Source organism: Caulobacter sp. UC70_42, from assembly GCF_044056025.1.
Classification (GTDB): domain Bacteria; phylum Pseudomonadota; class Alphaproteobacteria; order Caulobacterales; family Caulobacteraceae; genus Caulobacter.
Genome location: NZ_CP171994.1, coordinates 3,462,407 through 3,477,133 on the forward strand (window position 1 = coordinate 3,462,407; position 14,727 = coordinate 3,477,133).

The following is a 14,727-nucleotide window of genomic DNA, read 5'->3' on the forward strand; positions in this document are numbered from 1 at the left end:
CCTCGATCGAAGGGAAGGGGTTCGCGGCTATTCAGCCGCGAACTGGTTCATGGTGTTGGCGTGGCCGCCGGCCTTCAGGGCGCGCTCGCCGGCGACCATCTCCTTGAAGGTGTCGCCGAGGTCCGAGCCGACCTCGTGCTGGTGCTTCACGGCCGAGACGCCGCGGCGGATCTCCTCGCGCTGCACGGTGTTGACATAGGCCTGCATCCGCTCCTCGCCGAAATAGCCGCGCGACAGCTCGTCGACGCTCTTGGCGGTCAGGTGGAAGGTCGGCAGGGTGATCAGGTTGTGGAACACCCCGGCGCGGGCGGCGATGTCGACCTGGAAGCGGGCCAGGCGCTCGTCGGCCTCGCGGCCCAGGTCGCTCTTGTCGTACTCGGCCGACATCAGCGCGTTGCCTTCCGGGTAGCTGTCCTTGTGGATCTTGCCCTCGGCGATCCACTGGTCGCGCACCTGCTTGCGCAGATTGAGCGTCCAGTTGAACGACGGCGAGTTGTTGTAGGTCAGCTTGGCGTTGGGCACGACCTTGCGGATCTCGTTCACCATCGAGGCGATCTCGTCGACATTGGGGGTGTCGGTCTCGATCCACAGCAGGTCGGCGCCGCCTTGCGTCAGGTTGGCGATGCAGTCCTCGATGACGCGCTGGCGGCCGGTGCCGTCCTGGAAGGCGAACAGGCCGTTGGGCATGCGGACCGGCTTGACGAAGGCGCCGTCCTTCATGATCGCCAGCTCGCCGTCCTTCAGCGGGTTCTCGGGCGTGACGGGCTCGGTCTTCAGCCACTTGATGTAGTCGCTGGCCAGATCGCCCGGCTCCTGGCTGACCGGGATCTTCTGGGTCAGGCCCGCGCCCAGGCTGTCGGTGCGGGCGACGATGACGCCCTGGTCGACGCCCAGTTCCTCGAAGGCCAGGCGGCAGGCGCGCAGCTTCTCGATGAAGTCCTCGCGCGGCACGGTGACCTTGCCGTCCTGGTGGCCGCACTGCTTGGCGTCGCTGACCTGGTTCTCGATCTGCAGGCAGCAGGCGCCAGCCTTGATCATCTCCTTGGCCAGCAGGTAGGTCGCGTGCTCGTTGCCGAAGCCGGCGTCGATGTCGGCGATGATCGGCACCACGTGGGTCTCGAAGTTGTCGATCGCCTTGATCGCGGCCTGCTCGGCGACCTGGTCGCCGGCCTTGCGGGCGGCGCTCAGCGTCTTGAAGAGGTCGTTGATGGCGACTTCATCGGCCTGGCGCAGCGAGACGTAGATCTCCTCGATCAGGTCGACGACCGAGGTCTTCTCGTGCATCGACTGGTCGGGCAGGTGGCCGAAGCGATTGCGCAGGCCCGCGACCATCCAGCCCGAGAGATAGACATAGGCGCCCTTGGTCGTGCCGCGCAGGCGCTTGACCGACTTGATCATCTGCTGGGCGTGGAAGCCCGACCAGCAGCCCAGCGACTGGGTGAACTTGCTGCTGTCGGCGTCGTAAGCGGCCATGTCGGCGCGCATGACCGGGGCCATGGCGCGGGCGATGTCCAGGTGGGTCGGGAAGGTGTTCTGCAGCTTCAGCTGGATGACGTCGTCGATGCCGACGCCGCCCGGCAGAACGCCATCGGGATAGCGCGCCAGCAGGGCGTCGCGGTGTTCGGCATAGGTCTTGCGCTGCGTCATGGTCGTTCGATCCCACTACGGGGCCCGGGGCGTTGCGCCTTGCGGGCCAAGGAAAACTCGTCCTGGCGAGCTAACGCCGCGCCGCGGGATCGGTCGAACCTATTGAAGGCAATTTGTCACAGAATGACTTTGTAAGATGTGTAAAGCCGTGACAGATTGACCGAATGGCGACGCTCCAGAACATGACCGGCGACAAAAAGCCCCTCGACAAGAAACAGGGCGACAAGAAGCTGTTCCTCGGGGGGCGGCTCAAGCGGCTGCGGCGCGACCTGGGCGTGACCCAGGCGCGCATGGCCGAGGAGCTGGGCGTCTCGGCCAGCTACCTGAACCTGCTGGAGCGCAACCAGCGGCCGGTCACCGCGCAGATCCTGCTGCGGCTGGCCGACGCCTATGACCTGGACCTGCGCAGCCTGTCGGCCGACGATCCGGGCGGCGGGGCGGGGCTGGAAGAGGTGCTGGCCGACAAGATGTTCGCGGATCTAGGGATCTCGCGCCATGAGGCGGCCGAGGTCGCCGAGTTGTCGCCGGGCCTGGCCGAGGCCATGACGCGGCTCTATCGCGCCTATCTGGATCGCGGCCGGATGATCGACCTGGGCGCCTTCGAGCGTCCGGACGGGACGGGGCCGGCCTCGGAGCAGTCGTCGCCGACGGATTGGGTCCGCGACCTGGTCGGCGCCCAGCGCAACCACTTCGCCGAGCTGGAGACCCTGGCCGAGAAGATCGTCGCCCAGCTGAAGGCCGACCCGCAGGACCTTGCGCCGGCGGTCCGCGAGCGCCTGCAGAGCCGGTTCGGCATCCAGACCCGGATCATGCCGGTCGAGGTGATGACCGGCTCGCTGCGCCGCTACGACCATCACCGCAAGCGCCTGATGCTGTCGGAGACCCTGGCCCACGCCAGCCGCACCTTCGGCATGTGCTACCAGCTGGGGCTGATGGAGGGCGGGGAGGTGCTGTCGGACCTGACCGACCGCTTCAAGGCCCCCGACCGGGCCACGCGCCAGCTGCTCAAGGTGTTCCTCGACAGCTATCTGGCCGCCGCGATCATGATGCCCTACGAGCCGTTCCTGGCGGCCATGGAGGCCAGCGGCTACGACATCGAGCGGGTGCGGCCGCGCTTTGGCATCAGCTACGAGCAGGCCGCCCAGCGGCTGACCACCCTGGGGCGTTCGGGCTCGCGCGGCGTGCCGTTCTTCATGATGCGGCTGGACGCGGCGGGGAACATCTCCAAGCGCTTCGCGGCCGGGCCCTTTCCGTTCTCGCGCTTCGGCGGGGCCTGTCCGCGCTGGAACGTCCACGACAGCTTCAAGACCCCGGGGCGCATCGTCACCCAGGTGATCGAGACCCCGGACGGCGAGCGCTACTTCACCCTGTCGCGGACGGTGCGGCGGACCTCCGGCCTGCAGGCGGGGCTGGAGGACGAACTGGTCGTCGGCCTGGGCTGCGAGCTGAAATACGCGTCGAAGCTGGTCCATGCGCGGGGCCTGGACATGGCCGCGCCGATCACCGTCGAGATCGGGCCCTCGTGCCGGATCTGCGAACGCCCGGCCTGTCCCCAGCGTGCGGCGGGCGCCAATCAATCGCACCCTGCTGGTCGAGGAGACCAGCAAGTCGCTATCGCCATTTCCTTTCGCTCGCTAGACGTTCTGAACCGAAGCCATCCTGGCGGATTGTTAGGCGGCGCGACCGGTTCTCGGTCGCCCCATTTCCGGGATCGCCATGCGTTTCGACGTCGAAGCCTCGCTCACCTATGACTTCGCGACCCCGTGCGAGGTGCTGCTGCTGGTCGAGGCCGCCCATGGGCCCGACCAGGTGGTGGGGCTGGAAGCCCTGACCTTCTGGCCTAATGTCGACGCCGTGCGGGTCGACGATCCGGTGACGTTCGAGCGGCGCACGGTGTTCACGGCCACGGGAACGGTCAACGCCCTCTACCGCGCCCAGGTGGAGGTCATGCGACGCGACCACGACCTGGCCGACGCGCCGGCCATGGCCATCCGCGACCTGCCCAGCGAGGTGCTGCCCTTCCTGCGCGCCAGCCGCTACAGCCCGTCCGACCGGCTTGAGCCGTTCGTCGAGCGCGAGTTCGGCCAGCTCCAGGGCGGGGCCAAGGTCCAGGCGATGCTGGACTGGATCGGCGAGCACATCGACTATCTGGGCGGGGTCAGCAACTCGGGCACGACGGCGATCGACACCCTGGTCGACCGGGCCGGCGTCTGCCGCGACTTCACGCACCTGATCATCGGCCTGTGCCGCGCCGCCGACATACCCGCGCGAGCGGTCAGCGCCTATGCCTGGAAGCTGGAGCCGCCGGACCTGCACGCCATCGCCGAGGTCTATCTGGGCGGCCGCTGGCGCCTGGTCGACGCCACGGGCAAGGCGCCGATCGACGGCCTGGTGCGGGTCGCCACGGGGCGTGACGCGGCCGACATCGCCTTCATGACCATCTTCGGCCGCGCCGCCCTGATCGAGCAGAGCTTCTCGATCCGAGAGGCGCCCTGAGCCCGCCTCTCGACGCCGAACTGTCATCAAGCTGTCGCCAAGACGCCCTAGGTCCGCCCGCCAACGCTGGGTTGGGGTCTTCGCCATGTCCGTTCGTCATCGCCTGGCCCTGGCCGCCTCGATCCTGGCCTTGTGCGTCGGCAGTCCGGCGCTCGCCGAGGGGGGCCTGGCCGACCTGCCGCTGACCCAGAACGGCGGGACCTGGAAGGCCGGCCACGTGCAGGGCGTCGCCGTCGATGTGCGGGGCGGCTTCATCTACTACTCGTTCACGACCCTGCTGGCGAAGTACGACTTCAGCGGCAAGCTGATCGGCACGCTGGTCGGCTGGACCGGACACCTCGGCGACCTCGACTTCAACCCGGCCGACGGCAAGGTCTACGGCTCGCTGGAGTACAAGGAAGACAAGGCCTTCTACATCGCCGTGATCGACGTGGCCCGGCTGGACCGCGTCGGCGTCGAGGCGTCCGGCAGCGCGCTTTTCCGCACCGTCTACCTGCCCGAGGTGGTCAAGGATTACAGCGCCGACCTGAACGGCGACGGCGTGTTCGAGGGCGATGACGGCAAGTTCAAGGGCGACGTCGTGGCCTCGCCCGATCACCGTTACGACGCCTCGGGCGTCGACGGCGTGTCGTTCGGTCCGGCGTTCGGCCACACGGATGGCAGGCGCTACCTGACGGTAGCCTACGGCGTCTATGGCAATACCACCCGGACCGACAACGACCAGCAGGTGCTGCTGCAGTACGACGTCACGGACTGGGACCGCTACGCCAGTCCGCTGACCGAGGCCGCGCCGCATCACAATGGCCCGGCGACGGCGGACGCCAAGGTCTTCATCCGCACCGGCAACACCCGCTACGGCGTCCAGAACCTGGCCTATGACGACGCCTCCAAGCGCTGGTTCATGGGCGTCTATCCGGGCCAGAAGCCCAATTGGCCGAACTATGGGCTCTACGCCTTCGACGCCGCCGCGCAGCCGAAGACCGGCGACCTGATCGGCGTGAAGGCGGGGCGGGGCTGGGAGCAGGGGAGGGTTCTGCCGCTCGCCGACGACGGCCTGAAGGATCCCGCCACCGGCGTGCGCGGCTGGAACCAGAAGGCCGATGTCGGGCTGCAGCCGGTCGGCGACGGCCTGTTCTATCTGGCGGTCAACGCCAAGACGCCCGACGGCCAGACGGCCGACCTGACGCTCAATCGCTGGACCGGCGACGCCCACAAGCCGTTCGTTCCCGTCACCGCCGACGAGTTGCGAAAGCTGGCGGACAACCCTGCCGCGCGGTGAGGTCTGACTGTCACAATAGGGCTCTAGGCGAAGGCTCCGTGGTGAGACGAATCCAGTCAGCGGGTGGACGATGAGCGGCGCCGACAGGGAAAGAACACGGTGGTTCCTGCGCAACATCCTGCCGCACGAATCCGCTCTGCGGGGCTGGCTGTCGCGCGGCGTTCCGGTCGGGATCGATCCCGACGACGTCATCCAGGAGGCCTATGCGATCCTGGCCGAACAGGAGAGCGTCGAGGGCATCCGCCATCCGCGCGCCTATCTCTTCCAGGTGGCCCGCTCGATCGTGGTGCGCCACGTGCGCCGGGCCCGCATCGTCTCGATCCAGACGGTCGAGGACCTGGAGCGGCTGGAGCATCCCGACGAGGCGGCCTCACCGGAGCGCCTGGCCATCGATCGGGACGAACTTCGACGGTTGGCGCAGGCGATCGCGGCCATGCCGGCCAAGACCCGCGAGGCCTTCGTGCTCAGGCGGGTCAAGGGCCTGCCCCAGCGTGAGATCGCCGCGCGGATGCGAATTTCGGAGAATACGGTCGAGACTTACATATCCCGGGGCGTCCTATTCCTGATTGATTGGTTCGGGCGTAGCGGAAACAGGCGGTCCCAAACCTCTAGGACCTTGGAAGCGGAGATTGCCCCGGTCGATGGCCCAGCGAGAATCCAGTCGAGACATTGATCAGACGGCGTCCGACTGGACGGCGCGGCTGGATCGCGGACCGTTGTCCGCGGAGGAAGAACACGCTTTCCAGGCCTGGCTGGCGGGGGATCCGCGCCGCAAGGGCGCGATGCTGCGCGCCCGGGCGATGGCGATGATGAGCGAGTCCGCCCAGGCGCTGGGCGACGGCTTCGACCCCGCCGACTTCGCCGCGCCGAAGGTCGCGCGCCTGTCGCGCCGCCAGGCCCTGATCTGGGGCGGCGGCGCGGCGGCGGCGTCGCTGGCCGCCCTGGCCGTCGGCCTGCCGGCCGCCGCGGGAACGGTGATCAGCACCGAGCGCGGCGAGATCCGCCTGGCGCCGCTGAAGGACGGCTCGACCGTCCTGCTCAACACCGAGACCAGAATCCGCGTCCGCTACGACAAGGGACGGCGGATCGTCGCCCTGCTGGAGGGCGAGGCCTATTTCTCGGTCGCGCGCGACGACCGTAGACCGTTCATCGTCCAGGTCGACGGCCGGCGGCTGAGCACGGCCCAGGCCAATTTCCGCGTCCGCAAGCTGGAGCGGGCGCCGGTCGACGTGCTGGTCAACCAGGGCCTGGTCGAGGTCGCGCCGACCTTGGTCTCGGCCCAGCCGGTCCGGCTGGCCGACAACACGCGGCTGATGCTGTCGGATCGTCCCGGGGGCGACCGCCCGCGGGCGGTCGCGCCGGAGGTCGTCACTCGCGAGCTGGCCTGGCGCGAAGGCAAGCTGGCCTTCGAGGGCGAGACGCTGAGTCAGGCGGCGGAGGTTTTCGCCCGCTACAGCGACACCCGCATCCAGATCGGCGACCCCGTTCTGGCGCGCGAACCGGTCACCGGCCTGTTCGCCGCCAATGATCCCGTGGGCTTCAGCCGCGCCATCGCGCGGGTGTTCGACGCCAGGCTGGAGCAGCGCGGCGACACGGTGGTGCTGAGCACCCGATCCGTCGCCGAATAAGAAGTTTTTTATTACCGTTAGCGGAAGGCCTCGGCCGGTTCCTCTCAATCGCGAAGGTCGCGACCAACGCGATGACCTTGGGGGTGCTTGCCTATGATTTCCCGTTACTCCGTCCTCGCCTGCGGGACGTCGATCGTGGCGCTCGCGATCGCCGCGCCCTCCTTCGCGCAGGAGCGCGTCTTCGACGTTCCGGCCCAGGCGGCCGTCCGCGCCATTCCCGAGCTGGCCCGTCAGGGCCAGGTGCAGATCGTGGCTCCGGCCCGCGACCTCGGCGGCATCCAGACCCCGGCCGTGAAGGGCACGATGGACGTCCGCGCGGCGCTGCGTCGCCTGATCGCGGGCACGCCGCTGCGGATCGACACCGACGACGGCCAGGTCATTACCCTGAAGGCCGGGTCCGCCGCCGGCGTCGCGCGCCCCCAGGCCGGCGCGGGCGCGGTGCGCGGCCGGGTCTTCAACACCGCGACCCATGAGTACGTCCGCAACGCCGAGATCCGCGTCGAGGGCACGCCGATCGTCGCCCTGTCCGAGAACGGCGGCGACTTTCGATTGACCGGCGTGCCGGCTGGCGACGTCACCGTCGTGGTCAAGTACGCCGGCCTGCAGGAGTCCAGGCAGATCGTCACGGTCGCCCCGGACCAGACGACCACCGTCGAGTTCTCGCTGCAGCCGCCGGCCTCGGCCCTGGCCAGCGAAGGCGTCGAGGCGGTGACGATCACCGCCAAGCGCGAAGGCCAGGCCGCCGCCATCATGGAGCGCCGCGCCTCGACCAACGCCAAGACCGTTGTGGCCGCCGACAACTTCGGCGCCCTGACCATGGGCGATGTCGGCGAGTTCATGAAGAACATGCCCGGCCTGTCGCTGGACTATACCGAGGTCGACGCCACCGCCGTGCGCATCGGGGGCCTGGATCCCAAGTACTCGACCTTCACCACCGACGGCGCGCGCATGGCCACGGCCACCTCGAACAACAACGCCGGCCGCCAGAACTCCTTCGAGCAGATGTCGATCACCGGCATCGACTCGATCGAGCTGAACAACACCCTGCAGGCCAATATGGACGCCGACAGCCCCGGCGGGTCCATCAACCTGCGCAGCAAGTACGCCTTCCAGCGCAACGGCCGCCTGCTGCGCTTCCAGGTCGGCGGCGTCGGCACGTCCGACTCCACGCTGTCGCGCCAGTATCTGCCGGACGACAAGAAGCACTCGACGATCTTCCCGTCCGCCCAGGTCGGCTACGCCGACGTGTTCCTGGACGGTCGTCTCGGCGTCGCCTTCAACGCCAGCTACAACGCCAACTTCGTCCAGCAGGACCGCATCCAGACCGACTGGTCTTATCTGGCCAATGGCCGGATCATTCCGTACCAACTGATGTACCGCCCGGGTCCGAAGCTGACCCACCGCAAGGCGGCCAATCTCAGCGTCGACTACAAGATCACCGACCAGCTGGCGTTGTCGCTGCGCAGCACCTACTCGTTCTACGACGTCGAGTACTTCAATCAGTACACCTACCTGATCTTCGGCACGACAACGGCCACCCAGGCCACGGCGGACTCGACCGGCACGCACATTGTCGTCAATCCGAACGGGACCAACACCCGCCTGCACACCCAGTATTCGCACCGCTACGCCGGCACGCCGGCCTGGCTGTTCGCGCCGAAGCTGGAATATCGCGGCGACACCTTCGAGGCTTTGCTGAGAGCAAGCTATTCCAGCTCGGAATTCAATTTCGAGGACAACGACCGGGGCTTCTTCGTCCGCACCGACAGCTACCTGACCCGCATCGGCTTCACCCTGGACCGCGCGTCGGAAGACTCCAACGCCTGGACGCTGAAGCAGACGGCGGGCCGGCCGTGGGGCGACCCGGCCAGCTTCAACCGCGACGACGACATCGGCAACAACATCCGCACGTCGCAGTCGAACGCCAACAACCAGATGTACGGCGCCAATCTGGACCTGAAGAAGAAGTTCGCCTTCGGTCAGGTCCAGCTCAAGGTGCTGGCCGGCGCGGGGTATCGCACCAACGCCTGGAAGACCGTCGAGGGCTCGTACAAGCAGTTCCAGTACGTCGGCCCGACCGGCGACCTGAGCCAGAAGGCGCCGGAAGCCATGATCCCGGCCACCCAGCACTACGCGTTCAAGATCCACGGCTTCGACGCCGGCAACCTGAACGACCAGCACTGGCGCGCCGACAGCAATTACGGCGTCTACGACATCTACGCTCAGCACCCCGACTACTTCGTGCCCGACACCGTCGGCAACCTGAAGCGCCAGCTGGATAACAACAAGAAGATCGGCGAAGAGGTCAGCGCGGCCTATGCCGAGGTGCAGCCGCGTGTCGGCAAGGCCCAGTTCGACCTTGGCCTGCGCTACGAAAAGACCAAGACCCAGGCGCGCGTCGCCGACATCCGCTCGGCCAAGGAGGTGACGGCCGCGGGCCTGTCGACCAGCACCGTCGCCGGCCTGCTGTACCAGTATCGCAACGGGACCTACACGACCCGCGAGGGCGAGTATGACGACTGGTTCTGGAGCGGCGGCGTCAAGTACGACCTGACCAAGAAGCTTGTCGGCCAACTGGCCTTCAGCCAATCGATCCTGCGCCCGGACTACGGCAACCTGGGCGGCGTGGTGGCCGTGGACGACAACAACCTGATCGTCACCGTGCCCAACCCGCTGCTGAAGCCGGAGCATTCGACAAAGACCTTCGCCAGCCTGCAGTACTATCTCGAGCCGTCGGGCGTCATCGCCCTCTCGGCCTATCAGCTGGACGTGAAGGACATGCAGGTGACGGGGATCACCGTCGATCCCGCCGACGTCGGCTACAATCCCGCCGACTACGCCGGCTACACCTTCCGCAGCGCCCAGAACCTGCCGGGCACCAGCACCAACAAGGGCGTCACGCTGGAATACGACCAGCAGCTGACCTTCCTGCCAGGCGCGTTGCGCGGCTTGGGCCTGCGGGCCTCGGTGACCAAGGTCGATCCGGACGGCGAGCGCGTGAACCTGCCCAAGACCTCGGCCAACTGGGGTCTGCGCTACAGCTACGGCAAGTTCGACATTCAGCTGACCGGCAACTACCAGTCGTCGGCCCGCACCAGCGCGCTGAGCAACACGCCGACCACCGCCAACAACGGCATCCTCTACCGCGCGTCGCGCGAGCTGTGGAACGTCAGCGCCAGCTACAAGATCAATCGTCAGTTCGAAGTGATGCTGGCCGGCCGCAACATCTTCAACGCGCCGGACATCGTCTACTCGAACGACCGCAGCCGGGTGCAGCAGTACAGCATCTACGGCTCGATGTGGAACGTGGGGATCAAGGGCACCTTCTAGGTCGCCGATCCCTTCCATGGCCGCGCCTCTCCCCTGGGCGCGGCCATTTCCTTTCCCAAATCCACAGCCCGAGGATCGCGTCATGGTTCTTAAAATCGATCGCCGCCGCCTGGTCCTGGCCGGCGGCCTGGGCGCCGCCGCCTTCCTGTCGCCGCTGGGCCGCGCGCTGGCCGCCGAGGTGCTGGGCGCCACGGGTTTCACCCACGGCGTCGCCAGCGGCGAGCCGGGCGCGGACTCCATGCTGCTGTGGACCCGCTATGTCCCGGCGGCGGGCGAGAGCACGCCGACCCTGCAGGTCGAGGTCGCCCAGGACCCGAACTTCGCCAAGGTGGTGGCCGGCGGCGTCGTCCGCACGGGCGCCTATCGCGACTGGACGGCCAAGATCACGGTCGATGGGCTGAAGCCCGGCGCGATCCACTGGTATCGCTTCATCGCCCCGAACGGCGACAAGTCCCCGGTCGGCCGCACCAAGACCCTGCCATTGGGGCCGGTGGATCGCTTCAATCTGGCGGTCTTCTCATGCGCCAACCTGCCCGTGGGCTGGTTCAACGCCTATGGCCACGCCGCCGCGCGCGACGATCTGGATCTGTGGCTGCACACCGGCGACTACATCTATGAATACGGCGTGGCCTCGACCCGCGACAGCGACTGGGCCGATGGCCGCAAGGCGATGCTGCAACCGGTCACCGAGATCCTGAGCTTGGCCGACTACCGCCTCCGCTATGCCTGCTATCGCGCGGACCCGGACCTGCAACGGCTGCACCAGATGGCCCCGATGGTGGGCTTCTGGGATGACCACGAGTCGGCCAATGACAGCTGGGAGGGCGGGGCGCAGAACCACCAGGCCGCCACCGAGGGCGACTGGGGCGTCCGCAAGGCCGCCGCCATGCAGGTCTATCGCGAGTGGATGCCGGTCTCCGAGGAGCCGTGGAAGGCCTACCAGATCGGCGCGCTGGCCACGCTCTACCGCACCGAGTCGCGCCTGCTGGGTCGCACCCAGCAGATCAGCATGGGCGCGGCGTTCAAGGCCGAGAACCCGGACGCGGCGCTGAAGGCGTTCCGCGACGGGCCCTGGAGGGATCCCTCGGCGACCATGCTGGGCTCGACCCAGGAGAGCTGGCTGAACCATGCGCTCAAGAGCAACAAGGGCTGGCAGATGGTCGGCATGGGCACGATCCTGGGCCGCACCGTCATGCCCAAGGACGCCGTCGACTGGCTGCGTCCCGACGCGACCGAGAAGAGCCTCAACAGCTTCCGCGACAATGTCCGCGCCGCCCGGGCGGGGCTGCCGATGTGGATGGACCGCTGGGATGGCTATCCGGCGGCGCGCTCGCGGCTGCTGAAGGCGGCGCAGGGCGCCGACGCCGACCTGGTCATGCTGTCGGGCGACAGCCACAACGCCTGGGCCTATGGCCTGGTGGAGGACGGCCGCCCGGCGGGGGTCGAGTTCGCCGGCCATAGCGTCACCTCGAATGGGATGGAGCGCACCTTCGCGTCCGATCCGAAGGCGGTGGCGGCGGGCTTCATGGCCGCCAATCCCGAGATGAAGTGGGCCGACACCAGCCAGCGCGGCTACATGATGCTGCGGATCACGCCCCAGCGCGTGACCGGCGAGTGGCTGTTCATGCAAACCATCAAGGCGCGGAGCCTCGCGGTCGCGGGCTCGCACCGGATGACGGTGGAACGCGGGCGGAAGGTGTTCGCGGGCTAGAGCATTTTCTGATCCAACTGGATCGGTGAAATGCTCTGGCGTGCCGTTTTGGCGCATTTTCCGACGACGAACCGGCATCCACTTCGTCGGAAAATGCTCTAACCCTCGACCGCGATCGGCACGCGCACCGTGAAGGTGCTGCCCTGGTCCTGACCGGCGCTTTCCACGCTCAGCGTGCCGCCGTGCAGGGCCACCAGCTGCTTGGCCAGGGCCAGGCCGATGCCAAGGCCCCCCTGGGCCTTGGTCAGGTGGTCCTCGACCTGGGCGAAGATCTCGAAGATCCGCGACTGCATGTCAGGCGGCACGCCGACGCCGGTGTCGGCGACGCGGATCTCGGCCATGGTCCCGTTCGCGCCGGCGCTCAGCGTCACCGTTCCACCCTCGGGGGTGTATTTGGCGGCGTTGTTGAGCAGGTTGGAGACCACCTGGGCCAGGCGCGTGTGATCGGCGTCCAGCCAGATCGGCTCGGCCGGCATCTCGGCCACGAACTGGTGTTTTCCGGCGTCGAGATTGTGCTGGCTGGCCTCGATGGCCGAACGCAGCACCTCCGTCAGTTCGATCCGCTGCTTGCGCAGCGAGATCTTGCCCTGGCTGACGCGCGAGACGTCCAGCAGGTCGTCGACCAGGTGCGACAGGTGAGTCAGCATCCGGTCCATGCGGGTGCGGATGTCGTTGGCGCGTTCGGGCGCGATGTCCTTGCCCAGCAGGTGCAGGCCGCCGCTTAAGGCCGCGACCGGGTTGCGCAGCTCATGAGCCAGGACGGCCAGGAAGCTGTCCTTGTGCCGGTCGGCGCGGCGCAGGGCCTGGGCGGCGGCCTCCAATTCGTCGCGCTGGGCCTCGATCTGCTGACGCTGGCGATAGAGGTCGAAGAACACCGCCGCCTTGCTGCGCAGGATGTCGGCCTCGATCGGCTTCTGGATGAAGTCGACCGCGCCCGCTTCATAGCCTCGGAACCGGCGCGTGGCGTCGGCCACGCCGGCGGTGACGAAGATGATCGGCACGTGGCTGGTGCGGGCGGCGCCGCGCATGAACTCGGCCAGTTCGAACCCGTTCATGTCCGGCATCTGCACGTCCAGCAGGGCCAGGGCCACGTCATGGACCAACAGCAGTTCAAGGGCTTGCTCGCCCGAGCGCGCCTTCAGGCAGGTGAGGCCCTCGCGCTGCAGCAGGGCTTCCAGCGCCAGCAGGTTCTCTTCCAGGTCATCGACCAGCAGGAAGTTGATCGGTTTGTCCGCCGTCATCGCGCGGTCCCCAGACTCGACAAAAAGAATACGATTTGGTCGTGGCTCATGATCCTCGCCGAGGGGGTGGCCTCCAGCGCCGCTGTCGGCATGGCCGAGGCGTAGGCCCCGTCCGGGTTCTCGACGATCGCCACGCCGCCGACGTCCGCCACGGCCTTGAGCCCTGCGGCCCCGTCGTGATTGGCGCCGGTGAGGATGACGCCCGCGAGGGCGGATCCATAATAGTCCGCCGCGCTTTCGAACAACACGTCGATCGAGGGGCGGGAATAGTTCACCGGCTCGTCGGTCGACAGGGCCACGCACCCGTCGGTCTCGACCAGCATGTGATAGTCCGAGGGTGCGAAATAGGCGACGCCGTTCTCGACGGGCTCCTTGTCCTCGGCTTCCTTGACCTTGATCCGGCACTTGGACTGGAACAGCGGCACCAGCATGTTGGAGCGGTCGGGCGGCACGTGCACGACCACCAGCACGGGCAGCGAGAAGCTGGCGGGCAGGGCGGGCAGGATGGCCAGCAGCGCCTGCACCGCGCCGGCCGAGGCCCCGATCGCGACGGCCTGGATCGGCGTCCCGCTCATGGCTCGCGCCTCTGGTAGATCTTCTCGCCCGGCACGAAATCGGTGAAGGCGCTGGCGTGGCTGGAAAAGCGCAGGCTCTCCTTCGAGCCCAGGCCCAGGAAGCCCTTGCGGGTGAGGGAGTCGCGGAACAGGCCGATGGCGCGGTCCTGCAACGGACGATCGAAATAGATCATCACGTTGCGGCACGAGATCAGGTGCATCTCGGCGAACACCGCGTCGGTGACCAGGCTGTGGTCCGAGAACACCACCCGGTCGCGCAGGCTCTTGTCGAACGCGGCCCGGCCATAGGCGGCGGTGTAGTAGTCCGAGAGCGAGGACTTGCCGCCGGACTTCTGGTGGTTCTCGGTGAACTTGCGGATGCGGTCGATCGTGTAGACGCCGGCCTCGGCGGCGGCCAGCGCCTCGGGATTGATGTCGGTCGCGTAGAAGATCGTCCGGTCGTAGAGGCCTTCCTCCTTGAAGAGGATGGCCAGCGAATAGACCTCCTCGCCGGTGCTGCTGCCCGCGATCCAGATCTTCAGCGACGGATAGGTCCGCAGGTGCGGCAGCACCTTCTCGCGCAGGGCCTTGAAGTAGGTCGGGTCGCGGAACATCTCGCTGACCTGCACGGTCAGGAAGTCCAGCAGGCGCGGCAGCATCGAGGCGTCGTGCAGCACGCGATCCTGCATCGCCGAGATGGTCGCGAACCCCAGATGCAGGCGCGCCTGGATCAGGCGCCGCTTGATCGACGCCCGCGCGTAGTGGCGGAAGTCGTAGTGGTAGCGCTGGAACAGCGCCTCCAGCAGCAGCTGGATTTCAAGGTCTTCGATCTCGGACACCG

The 14,727-nt window shown here is 67.6% G+C and carries 10 protein-coding genes and 1 pseudogene; 7 read left to right on the top strand and 4 right to left on the bottom strand.

The annotated features are described in order from the left end of the window. Nucleotides 1-27: 27 nt before the first annotated feature. Nucleotides 28-1,647, bottom strand: coding sequence for an isocitrate lyase (locus ACHMW8_RS17275; protein ID WP_125157986.1), 1,620 nt, complete (start codon nt 1,645-1,647; stop codon nt 28-30). A gap of 182 nt (nt 1,648-1,829) precedes the next feature. Here ACHMW8_RS17275 and ACHMW8_RS17280 point away from each other — a divergent pair. The 7 genes and pseudogenes from ACHMW8_RS17280 to ACHMW8_RS17310 all read left to right on the top strand — a co-directional run bounded on the left by ACHMW8_RS17280 (nt 1,830) and on the right by ACHMW8_RS17310 (nt 12,091). After that, a pseudogene (locus ACHMW8_RS17280) lies at nt 1,830-3,285 on the top strand (short-chain fatty acyl-CoA regulator family protein). A gap of 78 nt (nt 3,286-3,363) precedes the next feature. Further along, nucleotides 3,364-4,143, top strand: a complete 780-nt coding sequence (locus ACHMW8_RS17285; protein WP_125157988.1) for a transglutaminase family protein — start codon at nt 3,364-3,366, stop codon at nt 4,141-4,143. 85 nt (nt 4,144-4,228) lie between these two features. Further along, nucleotides 4,229-5,422 (top strand): hypothetical protein, encoded by a 1,194-nt coding sequence (locus ACHMW8_RS17290; protein WP_395443205.1) that lies wholly within the window; start codon nt 4,229-4,231, stop codon nt 5,420-5,422. A gap of 70 nt (nt 5,423-5,492) precedes the next feature. After that, on the top strand, nt 5,493-6,095 hold the full coding sequence (locus ACHMW8_RS17295; RefSeq protein WP_395443206.1) for an RNA polymerase sigma factor: 603 nt from the start codon (nt 5,493-5,495) through the stop codon (nt 6,093-6,095). Continuing rightward, nucleotides 6,064-7,050 (top strand): FecR family protein, encoded by a 987-nt coding sequence (locus ACHMW8_RS17300; protein WP_395443207.1) that lies wholly within the window; start codon nt 6,064-6,066, stop codon nt 7,048-7,050. The genes ACHMW8_RS17295 and ACHMW8_RS17300 overlap by 32 nt, the downstream gene beginning before the upstream one ends. Before the next feature lie 135 nt (nt 7,051-7,185). Then, nucleotides 7,186-10,380 (top strand): TonB-dependent receptor domain-containing protein, encoded by a 3,195-nt coding sequence (locus ACHMW8_RS17305; RefSeq protein WP_395443208.1) that lies wholly within the window; start codon nt 7,186-7,188, stop codon nt 10,378-10,380. A gap of 82 nt (nt 10,381-10,462) precedes the next feature. Further along, nucleotides 10,463-12,091 (top strand): alkaline phosphatase D family protein, encoded by a 1,629-nt coding sequence (locus tag ACHMW8_RS17310; protein ID WP_395443209.1) that lies wholly within the window; start codon nt 10,463-10,465, stop codon nt 12,089-12,091. A 98-nt stretch (nt 12,092-12,189) separates the two neighbouring features. On the opposite strand, the gene ACHMW8_RS17315 is transcribed toward ACHMW8_RS17310, so the two are convergent. From ACHMW8_RS17315 to ACHMW8_RS17325, 3 genes are read right to left on the bottom strand one after another with little or no spacing between them, the layout of a single operon-like run. After that, nucleotides 12,190-13,332 (bottom strand): ATP-binding protein, encoded by a 1,143-nt coding sequence (locus tag ACHMW8_RS17315; RefSeq protein WP_395443210.1) that lies wholly within the window; start codon nt 13,330-13,332, stop codon nt 12,190-12,192. Then, complete coding sequence (locus ACHMW8_RS17320) at nt 13,329-13,907, bottom strand: chemotaxis protein CheB (RefSeq protein WP_125157994.1); 579 nt, start codon at nt 13,905-13,907, stop codon at nt 13,329-13,331. The genes ACHMW8_RS17315 and ACHMW8_RS17320 overlap by 4 nt, the downstream gene beginning before the upstream one ends. Beyond that, entirely contained in the window at nt 13,904-14,725 is an 822-nt protein-coding gene (locus ACHMW8_RS17325) for a CheR family methyltransferase (protein ID WP_395443211.1), read from the bottom strand. Before ACHMW8_RS17325 ends, ACHMW8_RS17320 begins: the two co-directional genes overlap by 4 nt. Nucleotides 14,726-14,727: the final 2 nt, after the last annotated feature.

Coding starts and splice junctions, on each gene's coding strand:
- ACHMW8_RS17300 (WP_395443207.1), top strand. CDS start 6,064: ATGGCCCAGCGAGAATCCAGTCGAGACATTGATCAGACGGCGTCCGAC.
- ACHMW8_RS17315 (WP_395443210.1), bottom strand. CDS start 13,332: ATGACGGCGGACAAACCGATCAACTTCCTGCTGGTCGATGACCTGGAA.
- ACHMW8_RS17310 (WP_395443209.1), top strand. CDS start 10,463: ATGGTTCTTAAAATCGATCGCCGCCGCCTGGTCCTGGCCGGCGGCCTG.
- ACHMW8_RS17295 (WP_395443206.1), top strand. CDS start 5,493: ATGAGCGGCGCCGACAGGGAAAGAACACGGTGGTTCCTGCGCAACATC.
- ACHMW8_RS17275 (WP_125157986.1), bottom strand. CDS start 1,647: ATGACGCAGCGCAAGACCTATGCCGAACACCGCGACGCCCTGCTGGCG.
- ACHMW8_RS17290 (WP_395443205.1), top strand. CDS start 4,229: ATGTCCGTTCGTCATCGCCTGGCCCTGGCCGCCTCGATCCTGGCCTTG.
- ACHMW8_RS17285 (WP_125157988.1), top strand. CDS start 3,364: ATGCGTTTCGACGTCGAAGCCTCGCTCACCTATGACTTCGCGACCCCG.
- ACHMW8_RS17320 (WP_125157994.1), bottom strand. CDS start 13,907: ATGAGCGGGACGCCGATCCAGGCCGTCGCGATCGGGGCCTCGGCCGGC.